Here is a 19,540-nt window from a genome sequence, read left to right as displayed (position 1 = left end):
GCCTACATCTCCAGAAAGTTTTTCAACAGTTGCGCGCCGGCTGCTCCAGAACGTTCTGGATGAAACTGCACGCCGAAGAAGTTGTCTTTTTGCACGGCGGCGGTGAAGGGCTCGCCGTAGTTCGCCTGGGCGATGGTGCTGGGGCATATCGGCATCGCATAGCTGTGTACGAAATAGAAGTAGGCGCCGTCATCGATGCCGCGGAACAGATGGTGGCCCGCCTGCGCGGACACCTGGTTCCAGCCCATGTGCGGCAGCGGCAGGCCGAAGTCGGTCATCTGCTTGACCGGCGTATCGATGAGGCCGAGCGTGGTCACGCCGCCGTTCTCTTCGCTGCTGGCCGCCAGCAGCTGCATGCCGAGGCAAATGCCCAGCACCGGCTGCGTGCAGGCCCTGATCAGTTCGATCAAATCGCGCTCGCGCAGCTGATCCATCGCCGCCTGCGCAGTGCCGACGCCCGGCAGGAACAGCTTGTCGGCGCGCAGCACGATCTCCGGATCGCGGCTCACCTCCGGCTGATAACCCAGGCGCCGCACCGCGTAGGTGACGGAGGCCAGGTTGGCGCAGCCGGTATCCAAAATCACCACGTTCATCACAGCACTCCTTTCGAACTCGGCAGGGTATTGCCCTCGACGCGGATCGCCTGGCGCAGCGTGCGGCCAAACACTTTGAACAGGCTCTCGACCCGGTGGTGGTCGTTTTTGCCCTTGGTCTTCAGGTGCAGCGTGCAGCCCATGGTGTAAGAGAGCGAACGGAAGAAGTGCTCGACCATTTCGGTGCTGAGATCGCCGACGCGCTGATAGTTGAACTCGGCCTTGTACTCCAGGTGCGGGCGGCCGGAGATATCCAGCGCGCAGCGCGCCAGGCATTCGTCCATCGGCAGCACGAAGCCGAAGCGGGCGATGCCGCGCTTGTCGCCGAGCGCCTTGTTCAGGGCTTCACCCAACGCCAGGCCGGTGTCCTCTACCGTATGGTGATCGTCGATATACAGGTCGCCTTTGACGTCGATCTCCATGCGGAAGCCGCCGTGGGTGGCGATCTGATCCAGCATGTGATCGAAGAAGCCGACGCCGGTTTTGATCTTGCTGCCGCCTTCGCGATCCAGCCAGACGTTGACGTCGATCTGCGTCTCTTTGGTCACGCGATTAACCCGCGCGTGACGGTCACGCAGGGTCAACTGGCGCACGATCTCTTTCCAGCCCAGCACGCCGCGCTGGTAACGCAGCCCCTGGATGCCCATGTTTTCCGCCAGCTGCACATCGGTTGGCCGATCGCCGATCACGTAGCTGTGCGCGGTATCGAGCACGCCGGGTTCAAGGTAGCCTTTCACCAGCGCGGTTTTCGGCTTGCGGCAGTCGCAGTTGTCCGCCGGCAGGTGCGGGCAAATCAGCACGTCGGCGAACTGAATGCCCTGGGAGCTGAGGATCTGCATCATCAGGTTGTGCGGCGGATCGAAGGTCTCCTGCGGGAAACTGGCGGAGCCGAGCCCATCCTGATTGGTGATCATCACCAGCTGATATCCCGCCTGTTGCAGCGCCAGCAGGGAAGGGATCACGTCCGGCTCGAGCGCCAGCTTGTCCAGGCGGTCAACCTGGAAATCTTCCGGTGGCTCGGCGATCAGCGTGCCGTCACGATCGATAAAGAGGATTTTTTGGCTCACATTGGCTCCTGGCGAGTCTGGTTGGCGCCGGGCAGGGCGGACAACGCGTCCACCACGCGTTGACATTCGTCGCGGGTGCCTATGGTGATGCGCAGGCAGCCGGACAACCCGGGCTGTTTGTTTTGGTCTCGTAAGATAATGCCCTGATCCCACAAGCTTTTAAACACATTACTTGAGGCGGTGAAGCGAGCCAGCAGGTAATTGCTGTCGCTGGCGAAAACCTGCTCGACGCAGGCGCATCTCTCCAGCTGTTGCTGCAGCCAGCTGCGGGTGGCTGCGATGTCGGTGACGCGCTGGCGCATGGTGCGGATACCTTCTTCGCTCAGCGCCTGCGCGGCGATATCCGCCACCGGCGTCGAGAGCGGGTAAGGGGCGATCACCTTCAGCAGCAGAGCAATCAGATCTTCATTGGCGAGCGTAAAGCCGCAGCGCAGGCCGGCCAGCGCAAAGGCCTTTGACAGCGTACGCAGAATAGCCAGGTGCGGGTAGTCGCTCAACCAACCGGCCACCGAGGCCTGCGGGCAAAACTCGATATAGGCTTCGTCCACCGCGACGATCGCCTTACCTTTGGCCAGCTCCAGCAGGCTGCGTAAATCGTCCGGATCGATCAGGTTGCCGGTCGGGTTGTTCGGGCTGCAGACGTAGATCAACTTCACGTTGTCCAGGCTGTCCGAGATGGCCGGCAGATCCAATTGCCAGTCCTCTTTGGCGGCCACGGTGCGGCGCTCCACGCCAAAGGTTTCGGCGCTGACGGCGTACATGCCGTAGGTCGGCGGGCAGAACAGAATGGCGTCTTTGCCCGGCTCGCAGAAGGCGCGGATCAGCAACTCAATGCCCTCGTCGGCGCCGCGGCTGACCAGCACCTGCTCTTTCTTCACCCCGGCATAGGCGGCGTAGCGTTCGATCACCTGCGCCGGCTGGCACTCCGGATAGCGGTTGAAGGTTTGCGCGGTCAGCTGGAATTCCGGGGCGATCGGGTATTCGTTGGCGTTCAGCCACACATCGCCCTTACCGCCGAGGCGGCGCGCCGATTGATAAGGGGTCAGCTCGCGAACGTTGGCGCGCGCCAGTTTTTCGATGCTCATGCTTGCTCCTTCAGGGCGGCGACGCGCAGGGTCACGGCGTTCTTATGGGCGATCAGCTGCTCGGCGGCAGCCAGCGTTTCTATGGTGGCGGCCAGGTTGCTGAAGCCCTGCGGCGTCAGCTCCTGCACCGTCATGCGTTTTTGAAAGTCGGCCAGCCCAAGGCTGGAGCAGGTGGCGGTGTAGCCGTAGGTCGGCAGCACGTGGTTGGTGCCGGAGGCGTAATCGCCGGCGGATTCCGGCGACCAGTCGCCGAGGAACACCGAACCGGCGCTGGTGATGCCGTCCACCAGTTCGCGCGCATTGCGGGTCTGAATAATCAGGTGCTCCGGGCCGTAGCGGTTGCTGATCGCCACGCACTCAGCCAGATCGCGCGCTACGATCAGGCGGCTGCTCGCCAGCGCCTGACGGGCGGTCTCGGCGCGTGGCAGCTCGGCCAGTTGGCTTTCCACTGCTTCGGCCACCGCCAGCGCCATTGCCGCGTCCGGCGTCAGCAGGATCACCTGCGAATCCGGGCCGTGTTCGGCCTGCGACAGCAGATCGGAAGCGACGAACGCCGGAGTGGCGCCGGCGTCGGCGATCACCAGCACCTCAGAAGGGCCGGCCGGCATGTCGATGGCCGCGCCATCAAGGCGCTGACTGACCTGCCGCTTGGCTTCGGTCACGAAGGCGTTGCCCGGCCCGAAGATCTTCGCCACGCGCGGCACGCTCTCGGTGCCGAACGCCAGGGCGGCGATCGCCTGCGCGCCCCCGACCTGAAACACTTCCTGCACGCCGCACAGCTGCGCCGCATACAGGATCTCATCGGCGATCGGCGGCGGCGAGCACAGCACCACCCGGCGGCAGCCGGCGATGCGTGCCGGCGTCGCCAGCATCAGCACGGTGGAGAACAGCGGCGCCGATCCGCCGGGAATATACAGGCCGACCGAGTCGATGGGGCGGGTCACCTGTTGGCAGCGCACGCCCGGTTGCGTTTCGACGTCCACCGGCGGCAGCCGCTGCGCGTTGTGGAAGGTTTCCACGTTGGCGACGGCCACCGCCATCGCCTGTTTGATGTCGTCGCCCAACCGCGCGGCGGCGGCGGCGATCTGCTCGGCGCTGACGCGCAGCGCCGAGACTTCCGCCTTGTCGAAACGGGCGCTATAGTCGCGCAGCGCCCGATCGCCGTTGGCCTTCACGTTGTCGAGGATCTCGCTCACCGTGCGGGTGATGCTGTCAGAGGCGGCGATGGCCGGGCGCATCAGCAGCTCGGCCTGGCGTTCGGCGCTGCTGGTCGCCCAATCGATCGGCGTGTTGAAGGTCGACATGGCGTTACTCCATCATCTTTTCAATCGGCAGCACCAGAATCGAGCTGGCGCCGAGCGCTTTCAGTTTTTCCATGGTTTCCCAGAACAGGGTTTCGCTGCTCACCATGTGCATCGCCACGCGGTTCTGCGCGCCGGCCAGCGGCAGAATGGTCGGGCGCTCGGCGCCCGGCAACAGCGCGACGATCTCGTCCAGTTTCTCGCTCGGCGCGTGCAGCATGATGTATTTGGATTCACGCGCCTGGATCACGCCCTGAATGCGGGTCATCAGGCGATCGATCAGCTGCTGTTTGGCTTCCGGCATTTCGCCGTCGCGCTGGATCAGGCAAGCCTTGGAGCGGTAGATCACTTCGACTTCACGCAGGCCGTTGGCCTCCAGCGTGGCGCCGGTAGAGACCAGATCGCAGATGGCGTCGGCCAGACCGGCGCGCGGCGCCACTTCCACCGAGCCGTTCAGCAGGCAAGATTTGAAGCGCACGCCCTGCTTGTCGAGGTATTGCTTCAGCAGGTGCGGGTAAGAGGTGGCGATGCGGGCGTCCTGCAGGCTTTGCGGGCCGGTGTATTCGGCGTCGAGCGGGGTGGCCAGCGACAGGCGGCAGCCGCCGAAATCGAGGCGGCGCAGCGTGAAGTAACGCGGGTCTTCGCCCTGGGCGCGGCGGCTGAGCAGCTCTTCTTCCAGCACGTTTTCGCCGATGATGCCGAGATCGACCACGCCGTCCATCACCAGGCCCGGAATATCGTCGTCGCGCACGCGCAGGATATCGATCGGCATGTTCTCGGCGAAGGCGATCAGACGCTGCTGCTGCAGGTTGATCTTGATGCCGCAGCGCGCCAGCAGTTCCTGGGATTCATCGCTCAGGCGGCCCGACTTCTGCATTGCGATCCGTAAACGTGTCTTGTCCAGCATGGTAACCTCTGTTTAATCTGTAATTTTATGAATTTATTGTAAAAACTATTCTTTCTGTCTGTCCGGAGCCAAAAAAAAACCCTCGGAAGAAATCTTCCGAGGGCTCTCTCTTGCGTTCTGCGCGCCACTGGAAGATTAACAAACCGTCTTCCAGCACTCATCGCCTGAAAGACTAGTCAGGGTGATGGTGATGATGGTGGTTGAACTGAACGCGTGTCATGGTGTTTTTCTCTAATCAAAAGCCGGTAAAAACCGTATGCCAATTAAGCTAAACTATCCGCTGTCCACCGCGCAACCCTTTTTTAACGTCATAAATTTAATTTATTGAAACAGGTTAGGTTATTAGCCACAGACAGCTTTACCTGACCTTAAGCCGGGCAGATTGTATCGCCGTGCGCAGTGGCGTAGCCTTAGGGGTAGGGCGCTGCGATCTTCAGGAGAGGAAGAGGATGAAAAAGGTAGCCATTATTGGTTTGGGTTGGCTGGGCATGCCGTTGGCGCTGTCGCTGATGGGGCGCGGATATGACGTGGTCGGTAGCAAAACCACGCCGGACGGCGTCGAGGCCGCGCGCATGAGCGGCATCGAATGCTACCAACTGGAACTGATGCCGGAGCTGGTGTGCGATCCGGACGATCTGGAGTCGCTGCTGCGCGTGGATGCGTTGGTGGTGACACTGCCCGCTCGCCGCACCGTCGAAGGCAGCGAAAACTATTTCAATGCGGTGCGCATGCTGGTGGACAGCGCGATGGCCTTTGGCGTGCCGCGGGTGATCTTCACCAGTTCCACCTCGGTGTACGGCGAAACCGCAGGCACGCTGCGCGAAGAGTCGCCGTTGCGGCCGGTCTCGCCGTCAGGGCGGGTGTTGGCCGAGCTGGAACGTTGGCTGCATGAATTGCCGAACACCTCGGTGGACATTCTGCGCCTGGCGGGGCTGGTGGGCGCCGATCGTCACCCCGGCCGCTTCCTGGCGGGCAAGCTCGACGTGAAGGGCGGTTCGCAGGGGGTAAATCTGGTGCACCAGGACGACGTCATCGCCGCCATCCAACTGTTGCTGAAGCTGCCGAAGGGCGGCCACGTGTACAACCTGTGCGCGCCGCGTCATCCGGCCAAGCGCGAATTTTATCCGGCGCTGGCCGAGCAGTTGCATCTGGAGCCGCCGCAGTTCGCCGACGAGGCGGAGCAGGATGAGCGGCTGGTGGACGGCAACCGCATCTGCAACGAGCTGGGTTTCGAGTACCAGTATCCCGATCCGGCGCGTATGCCGGTCAGTTAAGACGGTATATGTCGTTTAAAGCGGGAACAGATGGCTCGTCACAAAGTCGACGAACAGCCTGATTTTGACTGACAGGTGGCGGCCCGACGGCCAAAGGACATGAAAAACCATGTTCTCGCGGTGGTACTCATCCAAAACCGTCACCAGGCTGCCCTGTTCCAGCTGTCTGCGCACGGCGATCTCCGGCAAATAAGCGATGCCTAACCCTTGTTCCGCGAAGCACACCTGCGGATCGAGGGTATTTGTCACCATGCTGGCCGGCCGTTCGGGGATCATCTCCGTTTTGTCCCCCAGCGGCCAGACATCCAGTTTGCCGGTGCTGGGAAAGCGATAATGCAAACGGGCATGGCTTGTCAGATCCTCGGGCTTGCGCGGCATACCCGCTTGGCTGAAATAACCCGGCGCGCCAACGAAAACCTTGCGGCAGGTACCCAGCCGGCGGGCAACCAGCCGTGAGTCACTCGGGGTTCCGCTGCGGATAACGGCATCGAAACCTTCCTCAATCACGTCAACCAGCCGATCCGAATAATCAATATCCAGCTCGATCTCAGGATAGCGGCGCTTGAAGTCCCCCAGTTTTGGCATAAAAAGCGTGCCCAGCGACGGGAGGCTGATGCGCAGCTTGCCCTGAGGCGTTCCCCGCGTTTGCAACAGTTCGGCTTCCGCCTCTTTCACCTCACTCAAAATGCGACGGCACCTTTCCAGGAACAGGGCCCCTTCCGGCGTCAGGTTGACCGTGCGGGTGGAACGGTGGAACAAACGCACGCTGAGCCGCTCCTCCAGCCGGGCGATGGTTTTGCTGACCGCCGACGCGGAGATCCCCAGCTGCTGCCCGGCCACCGTGAAACTGCGGCTTTCACTGACCCGGACGAAAACGTCGAGAGAACCCAGACTTTCCATAGGCTTCCATTCTATTGATGACATCTTTGTCATGAGTGTTGTTCACTTTAGCCTATTTTTCTTTTATCAGCGAGTGGGCAGCATGATGCAACCGTCATCCGCAATGAGCGGAAACATCTTTGAATGGGGAGTGATTGATGAATCAAACGACGATATCTGCGCCTGCCGGGAGCATCGAGCGGTTGCCGCTGGGGGGCCTGCTGGCATTGGCAATGGCCGCTTTCATCACGCTGCTGACCGAGATCATGCCGGCGGGCGTGCTTTCTTCGATCGCGGGCGATTTGAACGTGTCTGAAAGCCTGGCGGGACAATTCATCACCGCCTATGCGGTGGGCGCGTTGGTCGCCGCCATTCCGCTGACCGCATTAACGCAAGGCATGCGGCGCCGCCCCTTGCTGTTGAGCGCGATCTGCGGTTTTGCCATCGTCAACCTCGTCACGGCGCTGTCGCATGATTACCATGTCTCATTGGCGACGCGTTTCTTCGCCGGCGTTTTCGGCGGCATCGTTTGGTCTTTGCTGGCCGGTTACGCCGTGCGCATGTCACCGGCTCATCTTGGCGGCCGCGCTATTGCGATCTCCGGCGCCGGTGCCACCCTGGCGTTGGTGCTCGGCGTACCGCTTGGCACGTTGCTTGGTCGAGCCATCGGTTGGCAGGGCGCCTTTGGCCTGATGACGTTGATGGCGCTCGCGCTCGTGGCGTGGATCATCGCCATTGTGCCGGATTTCCCCGGCCAGGCTAAGGCGCATCGCCCGTCTCTGAGCGGCGTCTTCTTGCGGTGCGGGATCCGCGCCGTGCTGTTCGTGGTGTTCACCTTCATCGTTGCCCACAACATTCTGTATATCTACCTGGAGCCTTTCCTCAAGCCGTCGGGGTTATCCGAGCGGGTCGATATCGTTCTGTTTATCTTCGGGCTGGGCGCGATTGCCGGATTAGGCATTGCCGGGATGCTGGTCGATCGGCGAGTCCAATCTCTTACGGTGATGAGTATCGTTATCTTTTCCCTCGCCGCCGTGCTGCTGGGGAGCGGGGGACGGGCGGCCCCGATCGTCTATCTCTCCGTCGCATTGTGGGGCGTGGCTTTCGGCGGTTTCGCCACCCTCACGCAGACGGCATTGTCACGGCTTTCCGGCCGCGCGGCCGACGTTGCGCAGTCCATGTATACGACGGGCTGGAATACCGCCGTGGCCGCTGGTGGCGCGGTCGGCGGCATGGTGCTCGACAAGGGCGGAGCGGCCTCTTTCGCCTGGGCCATCATCGGGTTCCTCGTCCTGTCTTTAACCGGCACGCTGTTTGCCATGAATCGGGCGCTGGCCTCTCAGCGATGAGGTGATTGGCGTGCGGCGCGCGCCAAATCCTCCAGCAGCGCGTTCAACGCCTCGTCGGGCTGGACGGGGCGGCTGACCAGGCTAAGCGTGGCGCGATAAGAGAGCGCCGTGCCGCCCAACTGCCGCAGCAGCCCCTGTTCCACCCAGCGCGCCGCGTAGTGGGTGGGCAGATAGCCAAGACAGGTACCGCTCAGCACCAGATGGGCGACGCTTTCCATATGGTGAGCCACCGCCGCCAAGTGAGGGGGCGCGATCGGGCACAGCTGCTGCGCCAGCAGGTAGCCGCGCTTGACCCAGCGCGCGTTTTCAATCTGCTCGCGCTCGGGTTCTTCCACCGCGAACAGCGGGTGATCCTCACTGCAATAGATCGCCTGCCTCTCCTCCAGCCACGGTTGATAACGCAACGCCTCCAGCTGCTGGCCGAAGTAGCCGATGCCCAGATCGAGCTGCTGGTGCAGCAGCCCTTGCTCAATCTCGTTCGGCGAACAGATGCGGCACTGCAATTGCACGTCCTGGTGGCGCCGCTGAAAGTGCTTGATGGCCTGGCTGAACGGGTTGCCCGGCAGCGAAACCAGATTGTCCACCAGACCGATTTGCAGATCGCCGGTCAGCAGGCCGTTCAGCGACTGGCTGACCCGGGTGAAGTCGCGAGCGGCGTTGAACAACGAGCGGCAGGCGATCAGCATGCGTTCCCCCTTGGGCGTCAGCCGGAAGCCGGAGCGCCCGCGCTGGCACAGGCGAAAACCCAGTCGCGTTTCCAACGAGGCCAGATGGGTGCTGATGGTGGATTGGTTCATCAGCAGCGTTTCCTGCGCGGCGCTGACACCCTGGGCTTCCGCCACCGCGACGAACACCCGCAACAGCTTCAGATCGATATCGCTTAGGTTAGTGAGCATCTGTCCCTCCGCAGAACGTCGGCCGGTTAACCCATTTTTAACATCGAAGAAATAGGCGCGGCGCTGAAGATATGGCCTTTCTTATGGCATGATATTGAAATAAAAATCAATACTTCAATGGGTTAGTTACATCGCGTTTTCCGATGTTTACATGTAAAAGCAGGAATGGTAGCCGGTGCGGTCAACGGGGTAGCCTGCGAATGTTGCTTAAATGTTTCAATTTATCGCAAGCCCAAGACAAGGAAACGCCATGCTGAACCAACCCCAAAGCGGTAACGATATGCCGCGCTTTGCCGGCCTCCCCACCATGATGCGCCTGCCCGCGGCCGAACAGGCGCGCGGTCTGGACGCCGCCTTTGTCGGCATTCCGCTCGATATCGGCACCTCCAACCGCAGCGGCACTCGCTATGGCCCGCGCCAGATCCGCCAGGAATCGGTGATGATCCGCCCCTACAACATGGGTACCGGCTCTGCGCCGTTTGAACGGCTGCAGGTGGCCGATCTGGGGGATATCGCCATCAACCCCTACAGCCTGGCGGACAGCGTGCAGCGCATCGAGGCGGCTTACCACGAGATCCTGGCGCACGGCTGCACGCCGTTGACGCTCGGCGGCGATCACACCCTGACGCTGCCGGTGCTGCGCGCCGTCGCCCGCCGTCATGGCCCGGTCGGGCTGATCCACGTCGATGCGCATTCCGATACCAACGAGGAGATGTTCGGTGAACAGCTGGCGCACGGCACCACCTTCCGCCGCGCGTTTGAGGAGGGGCTGCTGGCGCCGGAAAAGGTGGTGCAGATTGGCCTGCGCGGCAGTGGCTATGCGGCGGACGACTTCGACTGGTCACGCCGCCAGGGCTTTCGTGTGGTGCCGGCCGAGGCCTGCTGGCACCGGTCGCTGACACCGCTGATGGCGGAGATCCGCGAACAGATGTGCGACGCGCCGGTTTATCTCAGCTTCGATATCGACGGGCTGGATCCGGCCTTCGCACCGGGCACCGGCACGCCGGAGGTCGGCGGGCTGTCGGTCTGGCAAGGGCTGGAGATCGTGCGCGGCTGTCATGGGCTGAACCTGGTCGGCGGCGACGTGGTGGAGGTGTCGCCGCCTTACGATCGCTCCGGCAACACCGCGCTGTTGGCCGCCAACCTGCTGTTTGAAATGTTGTGCGTGCTGCCGGCCCGTTGAGGCCGGCGCACTGACTCTACCGGCGGAGCGGTTGCGTCGGGGCCCCTGATAACAATAACTACGGAGTGGAGGTACCCATGAATCTCGATCTGCTGGTCGTGGTGTTTTACTTTCTGGTGATAGGCGCGGTGGGGTGGATGGGCATTCGCCGCGCCAATTCCAAAGAGGCGTATCTGGTGGCCGGGCGCAACCTGGGGCCGGGGCTGTATCTGGGCACGCTGTCGGCGGTGGTGCTCGGCGGTGCGTCGACCATCGGCAGCGTCAAGCTCGGCTACACCTACGGTATCTCCGGCGTCTGGCTGTGCGGCGCGCTGGGGCTGGGCATCGTGGTGCTGAGCCTGGTGCTGGCCAAGCCGCTGCTCAAGCTGAAACTGTATACCGTCAGCCAGGTGCTGTCGCGGCGCTATCACCCGGCGGCGCGGGTCACCAGCGGCGCGATCATGCTGGCGTATGACCTGATGGTGGCGGTGACCTCGATCATCGCCATCGGCAGCGTGATGCAGGTGATGTTCGGCCTGTCGTTCAGCGCATCCATTCTGCTCGGCGGCGGGCTGGTGGTGCTGTATTCGACGCTGGGCGGCATGTGGTCGCTGACGCTGACCGACATCATTCAGTTCATCATCATGACCGTCGGCATGATGCTGGTGCTGATGCCGATGAGCATCGTCAAGGCAGGCGGCTGGGAGGCGTTCACCAGCCTGCTGCCCGCAGGTTACTACCAGCTGTCGTCGATCGGGCTGGACACTATTCTGGTGTTCTTCCTGATCTACTTCTTCGGCATTCTGATCGGCCAGGACATCTGGCAGCGGGTGTTCACCGCCCGCAGCGCCAACGTGGCGCGCTTCGCCGGACTGGGAGCGGGCGTCTATTGCGTGCTGTACGGCGTGACCGGCGCGCTGATCGGCATGGCCGGCAAGATCGTGCTGCCGTCGCTCAGCAACACCGACGGCGCCTTCGCCGCCATCGCGCAGACGGTATTGCCGGTCGGCGTCAGCGGGCTGGTGGCCGCCGCGGCCCTGGCGGCGCTGATGTCCACCGCCAGCGCTTGTCTGCTGGCGTCCTCCACCATCGCGCTGGAGGACGTGCTGCCGGCCATCCGCCGTAAACCTTCCGGCGGGCTGGCTGCCGGGCGCATCACCACGCTTTTCATGGGCGCGGTCATGCTGGGGCTGGCGTTTGTGGTGCGCGACGTGCTGGCGGCGCTGACGCTGGCTTACAACCTGTTGGTAGGCGGCATGCTGATCCCGCTGGTGGGGGCGATCTTCTGGCCGCGCGCCACCAGCGCCGGGGCCATCGCCAGCATGCTGACCGGCAGTCTTTGCGTGGTGGGGCTGATGATCTGGCACGGTATCGACGCTAACAGCCCGATCTACGGCGGTCTGCTGGGTGGCGGCGTCGCCTTCGTGCTGGGCAGCCTGCTGAGCCGCCCGGCGCCGCAGCTGCAGACCCAAACCGAGCGTTGAGGCGCGATCCGGGCTTTTATCACGGTGCCTTTACTGATTTACTGAGGAGCAGGGGGCATTGCCGCCCTGTCGGTTTAACGGTGAGGGTAAGGAGAAGGTGAGTCATGGGTAAAATCAGCGTCGCATGCTGCCAGTTAGCGCTGCGGGTAGGGGAAGCAGAGCATAATCGGGCGCAGTCCGCTCAGGCGATCCGTCATGCGGCGCAGCGCGGCGCCAACGTCATCGTTTTGCCGGAGCTGGTGAACAGCGGTTATGTGTTGCGCGATAAGGCGGAGGCGCTGACGTTGGCCGAGACCGAAGACGGGCCCAGCCTCAGCTTGTGGTGTGCCCTGGCGCGTGAGTTGGATGTGGCGATCGTCGCCGGTTTCTGCGAGCGGCTGCCCGATGGCGGGGTGGCCAACAGCGCGGCATTGATCGATGCGCAGGGCGTGAGGGCGATTTATCGCAAGGCCCACCTGTGGCATGAGGAGAGCACGATCTTTACCCCCGGCGATCGGCCACCGCCGGTCGTCGAGACCCGCTTTGGCCGGTTGGCGGTGATGATCTGCTACGATCTTGAATTCCCCGAATGGGTGCGGCTGCCGGCGCTGGCCGGCGCTCAGCTGCTGTGCGCGCCGGTCAACTGGCCGCAGGCGCCGCGCCCGCAGGGCGAACGGCCGGCGGAGATGGTGAAGGCGCAGGCCAACGCCGCCGTCAATCGGCTGTTCATCGCGGTGTGCGATCGCTGTGAAACGGAGCGCGGCGTTGCGTGGATCGGCGGATCGGCGATCGTCGACGCCGATGGCTATCCGTTGACGCAAAGCCTGACAGGTGAAGGCATGGTGCTGGCATCGATGGATATCGGCGAGGCCGATGACAAGCGCATCGGCCGCTACAATCACGTACATCGCGATCGGCGGCCGCTGCTGTATTGAAGCGGCGGGGCGGTCGGCGGATCCGGCTGCCCCGCCGACCGTTTTTCCGGCGGGAAAATCCGCCGTTTTGGCGCTTACAGCCAGCCTGATTTCTTCAGCTTCTGATACAGGAAAATACAGCCGACGGCGGTCGCCCCCAGCGTGGCGTGATAGGCCCACGGGAATTTCAACTCCGGCATGTCGGCGAAGTTCATGCCGTACAGGCTGAAGATCACCGTCGGGATGGCCAAAATCGCCCCCCACCCCGCCAGCCGTTTCACCACTTCGTTTTGTTTGACCGTCACCAGCGCCAGGTTGACGTGCATGGCGTTGGTCAGCATCTCGCGCATGTCGTCGATGTTGCTGACCACCTGATGCGCGTGATCCTGCACGTCGCGCACGTAGGCGCGCAGCTCTTTCGGGATCACTTCTTCGTGCAGACGGATCAGCTGGTTGCAGATTTCATCCATCGGCAGCGCGGCGTTGCGCAGCGCCAGCAGGTGGCGGCGCAGAGTATAGACGTTCTCGATCGCCGCCTGATCGAACTCCGACTGAAACATGTTGGCTTCGATGTTCTCGATGGTGCTCTCGAAGCGCGTTACCACGCTGCGGTAGTTATCCACCACGAAGTCCAACACCGAATAGAGGGCGAAGCCCGGCCCGCGGCACATCTGCTTGTGGTTCTCTTCCGCCTTGGCGCGGATCGGCGCGTAGCTGGGTGAGGCGCCGTGGCGCACCGTCACCAGAAAGTTTTTGCCGACGAAGAAGTGGGTTTCGCCGTATTCGATTTCGTCGTGCTCGCCCCACTGCGCGGTTTTCACCACGATGAACAGCGAGTCGCCGTAGGTCTCCAGCTTCGGCCGCTGGTGCGCGCACAGCGCGTCTTCGATCGCCAAATCGTGCAGGCCGAACTCCTCCTGCACCTTGCGCATAAATGCCGGCTCCGGCTGCCGCAACCCCAGCCAGACGAAGGTGTCCGGTTGTTTGACCACCTCGCTGATATCGTCGATGGTCACTTCGCCCAGCCGTTGGCCGGCTTTGTACGCCACACAGTTCACCACCATGCTTTTGCTGTCCATCTGTCCGTCCATTAATCAGTCAGGGTTTTGGTAAGAAAATAGCACTCATGTTCCACCGGATACTCTTTCAGCGTCATTTGCAGCTGATAGCCGAGCTTTTCGTAGAACGGTCGCGCCTGGAAGCTGAAGGTGTCGAGACGGGCGTAGCGGCAGCCGCGCGCCTGCGCCTCATGCTCGGCGGCGCGCATCAGCCGGCCGCCGAGGCCGCTGCCGCGCTGGGTATCCGCCACCCACAGCCACTCGACGCTCAGCCAGTTGCCCCAGGTTTCGGCGGTCAGCCCGCCGATCACCGTGCCGGCCTCGTCGCGCGCATAGACGCTGAGCGGCTTGCGGTGACGGGCATCGATATGCGGCAGGTTGTAAGCGCGCAGGCCTTGCCTGATCGCATCGAGGGTATGTTCGTCAATCGCGTCGGTAACGGTAATGTCCATTTTTCCTCCTGGGTTATGGATTAACTTAAGCACACTGCGGCTAAAAGGCAACCCGTTGAAATGTAATGCAAACGACCGCTTCTGCTGAGTGGGCTACACTAAACGGGTCATTTCATCTTCAGGAGGACGCCATGCCCCGATTGACTCTGCTGGCCGGTTTGCTGCTGTGCAGCGGCCTGCTGCACGCCGCGCCGACGGTCAGCCAATTGCAGGACGGCCTGGAACACCCATGGTCGCTGGCCTTCTTGCCGGCGGAACAAGGCCTGCTTATCACCGAACGGCCCGGCCGGCTGCGGCTGTGGCAGCAGGGCAATGGCCTGTCGCCGCCGATCGCCGGCGTGCCGCAGGTCTACGCCGAGGGGCAGGGCGGCCTGCTGGAGGTGTTGCCGGCGCCCGACTTCGCCGCCAGCCGCCGGGTATATCTCAGCTTCGCCGAACCGGGCGAGGGCGGCAAAGCCGGCACGGCGGTCGGCTATGGCCGCCTGAGCGACGACGGCGCGCGGCTGGAAAACTTTAAGGTGATCTTCCGTCAGCAACCCAAGCTGTCGGTCGGCAATCACTTTGGCGGCAAGCTGGCGTTCGATCGGCAGGGCTACCTGTTTATCGCGCTGGGCGAAAACAACCAGCGGCCGACGGCGCAGGAGACTGACAAACTGCAGGGCAAGCTGGTGCGGCTGACCGCCGAGGGCGCGGTACCGCCGGACAACCCCTGGGTCGGCCAGGCAGGTAAACGCCCGGAGGTTTGGTCTTATGGCCACCGCAATCCGCAAGGGTTGGCGCTGAACCCGTGGAGCGGCGCGATCTGGGAGCATGAACACGGTCCGCGCGGCGGCGATGAGCTCAATATCCCGCTGCCGGGTAAAAACTACGGCTGGCCGCTGGCCACCTATGGCATCAACTATTCCGGCCAGCCGATCCCGGAGGCCAAAGGAGAACGGGTGCCCGGCACCGAACAGCCGCTGCACTATTGGCGGGTTTCGCCCGGCCTCAGCGGCATGGCGTTTTATGACGGGCAGCGTTTCCCCGCCTGGCGGCATTCGCTGTTCATCGGCGCACTGGCGCAAAAGGCACTGATTCGCCTGACGCTGGAAGGGGACAAAGTGGTGGCGGAAGAGCGGCTGCTGGGCGATCGCGGCGAACGCATTCGCGAGGTGCGCAGCGGGCCGGATGGCTACCTGTATCTGCTGACGGACGAACGGGACGGCAAGCTGCTGAAGGTCGGGGCGTCGTAGCGCCCCGCACGTGTCAGGTGAGCTCGCTCATCACGCCGCGCTGATAGGCCGGGCGTGCGCGCAGTTGCTGATACCAGCGCTCCATGTTCGGCCGCGGGCGGCGGGCGATCGGCATTTCGAACCAGGCGTAGGCGAAGCTGCCGAGCGGGATATCGCCGAAGCCGAACGCGTCGCCGGAGAGGTAAGGCTGGTGCGCCAGCGTCTGTTCAATGACGTCGAAGTGTTTTTCCAGCGTGGCGATCGCCGCTTCGATTTTCGCCATGTCGCGCAACTCTGGCGCGGTGCGGATCAGGCCCCAAAAGACGATGGTGAAGGCCGGAACGATGGTCGAGGTGGTCCAGTCCATCCATTTCTCGGCGGCGGCGCGCGCCTGCAGATCTTGCGGATAGAACGTCGCGTCGCCGAATTTCGCCGCCAGGTAGCGCACGATGGTGTTGGACTCCCACAGCACGAAGTCATCGTCCTGCAGTAACGGCACCAGGCCGTTCGGGTTCAGCGCGCGGTAACTCTCTTCGTTGACCTTGCCAAACGCCCCGCCGGCGTTGATGTGGGTATAGCTCAGCCCCAGTTCGGCGGCGCACCACAGCACCTTCCTGACGTTGTTCGAATTCTCACGACCCCAAATGGTCAGCATGGGATAACTCCGTTAGCGGATTAAAGACCCTTAATACCTACGCCACAATGCGCTTTTTGTCACACCGCAGGGCATTTTTTGTCTGCCGCTCAACGCTCCCAGCGGCACACTTCCCAGCCGTGCTCCGCCGCTAGCGCGCTCAGTTCGCTGTCGGGGTTGATCACCGTGGCGCTGTCGACGAATTGCAGCATCGCCTTGTCGTTGAGAGAGTCGCTGTAGCCGTGGCTGTGCTCGAACTTCAGGTGCGGGTGCTGCGCCAGCCAGTGCTGCAGGCGGATCACCTTGCCCTGCTGATAGGTCATGGTGCCGTAGGTGTTGCCGGTGAAGCGGCCGTCGCTGATTTCCACGCCGATCGCCAGCGCGTCGTCGGCGCCGAGCTGTTCGGCGATCGGCGCCACCAGGTGTTCGCCGGTGGCGGAGATCACCAGGATGCAGTCGCCGCGTTCGCGGTGCCACTGCAGGCGTTCACGGGCGGCGGGGTAGACGCGCGGCAGGATGTCGCGCCGGATATAACGCTGCACCCAGCCGGCCACGGTTTGCACGCTCAGGCCGGTCAGCGGCGCCAGCGTAGCCTGCATATAGTCCTCCATCGACAGCTTGCCCTGATAATAGAGCTGCATCAGCTGCTGCTCCTGCAGTTCCAGCTCCGCCGGCGCGAACCCCTGGCCGACCAGCCAGCGGATCCACAGGCTGGCGCTGTCATCGTCAATCAGGGTTTCATCCAGGTCGAATAAGGCTAAATCCATCAGTATTTCTCCGGCAGGCAGGGTATGAGGTCGTTTACAGGATAGCGGATAGCGCACGTCGCCAGCCAGCGGCGTCGGCGAAATTGCGCAGAGCATAAGAAACATTGATGACGGTTTTGCGACAGTTTGTTGAACGTTTGCATAACTTAGAACGCAACAATATTGGCCGCTCCGGCGAGCGCGGTGGTAACTATGGGGCAAATGCAGCCACCCGCTGGGGAGGGTCAATGTTGATTATTCGCCTGTACGGCAGCCCGATCGTAATCGGGGAAGAAGAGGAACCGCATGATGACGCACCTGACGACGCTGAAGACGTTGCCGTTGCTGGATCTTTCGCAGCTTGACGGTGATGCGCGCCGGCGGCGCGCTTTTCTTGACGATTTGCGCGCGGCGGCGCGCGACGTCGGTTTCTTCTATCTGCGCGGTCACGGCGTGGATGGCGCGCTGAATGCGCGGCTGCAGCACGCCGCGCGGCAATTTTTCGCCCTGCCGGAAGCCGACAAGCTGGCGGTGCAGATGGTGCATTCGCCGCACTTTCGCGGTTACAACCGTGCGGCGGCGGAACTCACGCGCGGGCAGCCTGACTGGCGCGAGCAGTTCGATATCGGCGCCGAACGCCCGGCGCTGAAGCTGGCTGACGACACGCCGCGCTGGGCGCGTCTGCAGGGGCCAAACCAGTGGCCGGCGGCGCTGCCGGCGCTGAAACCGCTGCTGCTGGAGTGGCAACAGGCGATGACCGCCATGTCGCTGCGGCTGCTGCGCGCTTTCGCGTTGGCACTTTCGCTGCCGGAGCAGGCTTTCGATCGCTTATACGGCGAGAAGCCCAACGAGCACATCAAACTGATCCGCTACCCGGGGCGGGACGCCACCGCCAGCGCACAGGGCGTCGGCGCGCACAAGGACTCCGGCTTTCTCAGTTTCCTGCTGCAGGACGCGCAAAAAGGGCTGCAGGTGGAGGTCAGCGAGGGGCAATGGATAGACGCGCAGCCGCGTGAAGATACCTTCGTAGTGAACATCGGCGAGCTGCTGGAGCTGGCGACCAACGGCTATCTGCGTGCCACGGTGCACCGGGTGGAAACGCCGCCGGCGGGGCGCGACAGGTTGTCGATCGCGTTCTTCCTCGGCGCGCGCTTGGACGCGGTGGTGCCGCTGTATCAACTGCCGCCGCAGTTGGCGGCGCAGGCGCGCGGCCCGGCCAGCGATCCGCTCAATCCGCTGTTGCGCGACGTGGGGTATAACTACCTGAAAGGCCGCATCCGCTCCCATCCCGATGTGGCACACCGTTTTTATCAGGACGTCATCGGCCTCTGAACGCCGGGCGTAAAAAAGCCCGGCGCGTCGGCCGGGCTGATCGTACGCTGATGCGGCGATTATTCCGCCAGCGCCTGCTGCAGATCGGCGATCAGATCTTCCACATCCTCAATCCCCACCGACAGGCGCACCAGCTGCGGCGTGATGCCGGTTGCCAGGCGCTGTTCCAGCGGAATGGAGGCGTGCGTCATGCTGAACGGCTGGCTGATCAGGCTTTCCACGCCGCCCAGGCTTTCCGCCAGGGTGAACAGGCGCGAACGCTGGATGACCCGGCGCGCATAGGCGTCGTCGCCTTTCAGCCGTACCGAGATCATGCCGCCGAAGCGCGTCATCTGGCGCGCCGCCAGCTCATGCTGCGGATGGCTCGGCAGGCCGGGGTAATAGACGTTTTCCACCTGCGGCTGGCTCTCCAGCCACTGGGCGATGCGCAGCGCGCTGTCGCTGTGGCGCTGCATGCGCAGTGCCAGAGTGCGAATGCCGCGCAGCGTCAAGAAGCTGCTGAACGGATCGAGAATGCCGCCGACCGCGTTTTGCAGGAAACCGAGCTGTTCCGCCAGCGCCGGGTTATTCCCCACCGCCGCGACGCCCGCCACCACATCGGAGTGGCCGTTAAGGTATTTGGTGGCGGAGTGCACCACCACGTCAAAACCCAGATCCAGCGGGCGTTGCAGATACGGCGAGGCGAAGGTGTTGTCCGCCACGCTGATGAGCCGGTGCTTTTTGGCGATCGCGGCGATGGCGCTCAGATCCGCCAGCTTAAGCAGCGGGTTGGTCGGCGTTTCCACCCAGATCATTTTGGTGTCCGGCTCGATCGCCTGTTCCAGCCCGGCGAGATCCGCCGGCGCCACGTAGGTGACGCGCAGGCCGGCGGTGCGGCTGCGCACTTTTTCCAGCAGGCGATAGGTGCCGCCGTACAGGTCGTCCACCGCGATCAGGTGGCTGTCTTTATCGAGCAGCTCCAGCACCGTGGAGCAGGCCGCCAGGCCGGAGGCGAAGGCGTAACCGCGGCTGCCGCCTTCCAGTTCGGCGATGGCGCTTTCCAGCGCGGTGCGCGTCGGGTTGGCGCTGCGGGAGTATTCATAGCCGGTATGTTCACCCGGCGCCGGTTGGGCGTAGGTGGAGGTGGCGTAAATCGCCGGCATCACTGCGCCGGTCGCGTCCGGGGTGTAACCGGCGTGAACGGTCAACGTATCAAACTTGGCCATAATGGGTCCTTA

At 63.1% G+C, this 19,540-nt stretch carries 21 protein-coding genes and 1 other annotated feature; of the genes, 8 read left to right on the top strand and 13 right to left on the bottom strand.

What is annotated here, in order from left to right:
• Positions 1 to 2: 2 nt before the first annotated feature.
• From hisH to hisL, 6 genes are all read right to left on the bottom strand, one after another.
• Complete coding sequence (hisH, locus tag ACJ8OK_RS14055) at positions 3 to 593, bottom strand: imidazole glycerol phosphate synthase subunit HisH (RefSeq protein WP_004938803.1); 591 nt, start codon at positions 591 to 593, stop codon at positions 3 to 5.
• Entirely contained in the window at positions 593 to 1,660 is a 1,068-nt protein-coding gene (gene hisB, locus ACJ8OK_RS14050; RefSeq protein ID WP_033633498.1) for a bifunctional histidinol-phosphatase/imidazoleglycerol-phosphate dehydratase HisB, read from the bottom strand. The genes hisH and hisB overlap by 1 nt, the downstream gene beginning before the upstream one ends.
• Positions 1,657 to 2,745 carry a histidinol-phosphate transaminase gene (gene hisC, locus ACJ8OK_RS14045; protein WP_033633497.1) on the bottom strand — a complete coding sequence of 363 codons (1,089 nt, stop codon included), beginning with the start codon at positions 2,743 to 2,745 and terminating at the stop codon, positions 1,657 to 1,659. Before hisC ends, hisB begins: the two co-directional genes overlap by 4 nt.
• Entirely contained in the window at positions 2,742 to 4,049 is a 1,308-nt protein-coding gene (hisD, locus tag ACJ8OK_RS14040) for a histidinol dehydrogenase (RefSeq protein ID WP_033633496.1), read from the bottom strand. Before hisD ends, hisC begins: the two co-directional genes overlap by 4 nt.
• Before the next feature lie 4 nt (positions 4,050 to 4,053).
• Positions 4,054 to 4,953 carry an ATP phosphoribosyltransferase gene (hisG, locus tag ACJ8OK_RS14035; RefSeq protein WP_004938793.1) on the bottom strand — a complete coding sequence of 300 codons (900 nt, stop codon included), beginning with the start codon at positions 4,951 to 4,953 and terminating at the stop codon, positions 4,054 to 4,056.
• 70 nt (positions 4,954 to 5,023) lie between these two features.
• Positions 5,024 to 5,150 (bottom strand) — a sequence feature (His leader region).
• Positions 5,126 to 5,173 (bottom strand): his operon leader peptide, encoded by a 48-nt coding sequence (gene hisL, locus ACJ8OK_RS14030; protein WP_100396937.1) that lies wholly within the window; start codon positions 5,171 to 5,173, stop codon positions 5,126 to 5,128. (Overlaps the previous feature by 25 nt.)
• Positions 5,174 to 5,402: 229 nt before the next feature.
• Between hisL and ACJ8OK_RS14025 the strand changes: the two genes are divergently transcribed.
• The gene (locus ACJ8OK_RS14025) at positions 5,403 to 6,227 is read left to right on the top strand and encodes an SDR family oxidoreductase (RefSeq protein WP_442530648.1); all 825 of its coding nucleotides are present in this window, start codon (positions 5,403 to 5,405) and stop codon (positions 6,225 to 6,227) included.
• 15 nt (positions 6,228 to 6,242) lie between these two features.
• On the opposite strand, the gene ACJ8OK_RS14020 is transcribed toward ACJ8OK_RS14025, so the two are convergent.
• Entirely contained in the window at positions 6,243 to 7,127 is an 885-nt protein-coding gene (locus ACJ8OK_RS14020; RefSeq protein WP_048322630.1) for a LysR family transcriptional regulator, read from the bottom strand.
• 137 nt (positions 7,128 to 7,264) lie between these two features.
• On the opposite strand from ACJ8OK_RS14020, the gene ACJ8OK_RS14015 reads away from it, so the two are divergent.
• The gene (locus ACJ8OK_RS14015; protein WP_442530647.1) at positions 7,265 to 8,455 is read left to right on the top strand and encodes an MFS transporter; all 1,191 of its coding nucleotides are present in this window, start codon (positions 7,265 to 7,267) and stop codon (positions 8,453 to 8,455) included.
• Here the strand turns inward: ACJ8OK_RS14015 and ACJ8OK_RS14010 are convergent.
• Positions 8,446 to 9,351 carry a LysR family transcriptional regulator gene (locus tag ACJ8OK_RS14010; RefSeq protein WP_442530646.1) on the bottom strand — a complete coding sequence of 302 codons (906 nt, stop codon included), beginning with the start codon at positions 9,349 to 9,351 and terminating at the stop codon, positions 8,446 to 8,448. The genes ACJ8OK_RS14015 and ACJ8OK_RS14010 overlap by 10 nt on opposite strands.
• Positions 9,352 to 9,601: 250 nt before the next feature.
• Here ACJ8OK_RS14010 and speB point away from each other — a divergent pair, with 250 nt between their 5' ends.
• The 3 genes from speB (at position 9,602) to ACJ8OK_RS13995 (ending at position 12,911) form a co-directional block, all read left to right on the top strand.
• Entirely contained in the window at positions 9,602 to 10,534 is a 933-nt protein-coding gene (gene speB / locus ACJ8OK_RS14005; RefSeq protein ID WP_033633494.1) for an agmatinase, read from the top strand.
• A 77-nt stretch (positions 10,535 to 10,611) separates the two neighbouring features.
• A complete protein-coding gene (locus ACJ8OK_RS14000; RefSeq protein WP_033633493.1) occupies positions 10,612 to 11,997 on the top strand; it encodes a sodium:solute symporter in 1,386 nt (461 codons plus the stop codon).
• 104 nt (positions 11,998 to 12,101) lie between these two features.
• Complete coding sequence (locus tag ACJ8OK_RS13995; RefSeq protein WP_135637980.1) at positions 12,102 to 12,911, top strand: nitrilase family protein; 810 nt, start codon at positions 12,102 to 12,104, stop codon at positions 12,909 to 12,911.
• A gap of 74 nt (positions 12,912 to 12,985) precedes the next feature.
• Here ACJ8OK_RS13995 and ACJ8OK_RS13990 read toward each other — a convergent pair whose 3' ends face one another.
• Complete coding sequence (locus tag ACJ8OK_RS13990; RefSeq protein WP_015377262.1) at positions 12,986 to 13,969, bottom strand: magnesium and cobalt transport protein CorA; 984 nt, start codon at positions 13,967 to 13,969, stop codon at positions 12,986 to 12,988.
• A gap of 11 nt (positions 13,970 to 13,980) precedes the next feature.
• Positions 13,981 to 14,400, bottom strand: coding sequence for a GNAT family N-acetyltransferase (locus tag ACJ8OK_RS13985; RefSeq protein WP_060559086.1), 420 nt, complete (start codon positions 14,398 to 14,400; stop codon positions 13,981 to 13,983).
• Between the two features lie 131 nt (positions 14,401 to 14,531).
• Here ACJ8OK_RS13985 and ACJ8OK_RS13980 point away from each other — a divergent pair, with 131 nt between their 5' ends.
• Positions 14,532 to 15,632, top strand: a complete 1,101-nt coding sequence (locus tag ACJ8OK_RS13980) for a PQQ-dependent sugar dehydrogenase (protein WP_033633491.1) — start codon at positions 14,532 to 14,534, stop codon at positions 15,630 to 15,632.
• Positions 15,633 to 15,645: 13 nt separating this feature from the next.
• On the opposite strand, the gene ACJ8OK_RS13975 is transcribed toward ACJ8OK_RS13980, so the two are convergent.
• Together ACJ8OK_RS13975 and ACJ8OK_RS13970 are read right to left on the bottom strand one after the other, a co-directional pair.
• Entirely contained in the window at positions 15,646 to 16,266 is a 621-nt protein-coding gene (locus ACJ8OK_RS13975) for a glutathione S-transferase family protein (RefSeq protein ID WP_048322642.1), read from the bottom strand.
• Between the two features lie 89 nt (positions 16,267 to 16,355).
• Entirely contained in the window at positions 16,356 to 17,012 is a 657-nt protein-coding gene (locus tag ACJ8OK_RS13970; RefSeq protein ID WP_004938759.1) for an HAD family hydrolase, read from the bottom strand.
• Positions 17,013 to 17,119: 107 nt separating this feature from the next.
• Here ACJ8OK_RS13970 and ACJ8OK_RS13965 point away from each other — a divergent pair, with 107 nt between their 5' ends.
• Positions 17,120 to 17,356, top strand: a complete 237-nt coding sequence (locus ACJ8OK_RS13965; protein ID WP_171453092.1) for a hypothetical protein — start codon at positions 17,120 to 17,122, stop codon at positions 17,354 to 17,356.
• Positions 17,301 to 18,323 carry an isopenicillin N synthase family dioxygenase gene (locus ACJ8OK_RS13960; RefSeq protein WP_442530650.1) on the top strand — a complete coding sequence of 341 codons (1,023 nt, stop codon included), beginning with the start codon at positions 17,301 to 17,303 and terminating at the stop codon, positions 18,321 to 18,323. Before ACJ8OK_RS13965 ends, ACJ8OK_RS13960 begins: the two co-directional genes overlap by 56 nt.
• A 59-nt stretch (positions 18,324 to 18,382) precedes the next feature.
• Here the strand turns inward: ACJ8OK_RS13960 and ACJ8OK_RS13955 are convergent, their stop codons facing one another.
• A complete protein-coding gene (locus tag ACJ8OK_RS13955) occupies positions 18,383 to 19,528 on the bottom strand; it encodes a trans-sulfuration enzyme family protein (protein WP_442530645.1) in 1,146 nt (381 codons plus the stop codon).
• Positions 19,529 to 19,540: the final 12 nt, after the last annotated feature.

This window comes from Serratia sp. CY71090, assembly GCF_052166845.1.
GTDB classification, from domain to species: domain Bacteria; phylum Pseudomonadota; class Gammaproteobacteria; order Enterobacterales; family Enterobacteriaceae; genus Serratia; species Serratia nematodiphila.
The sequence above is the reverse complement of the archived record's forward strand: the minus strand, read 5'-3'. Positions and strand labels throughout refer to the sequence as shown.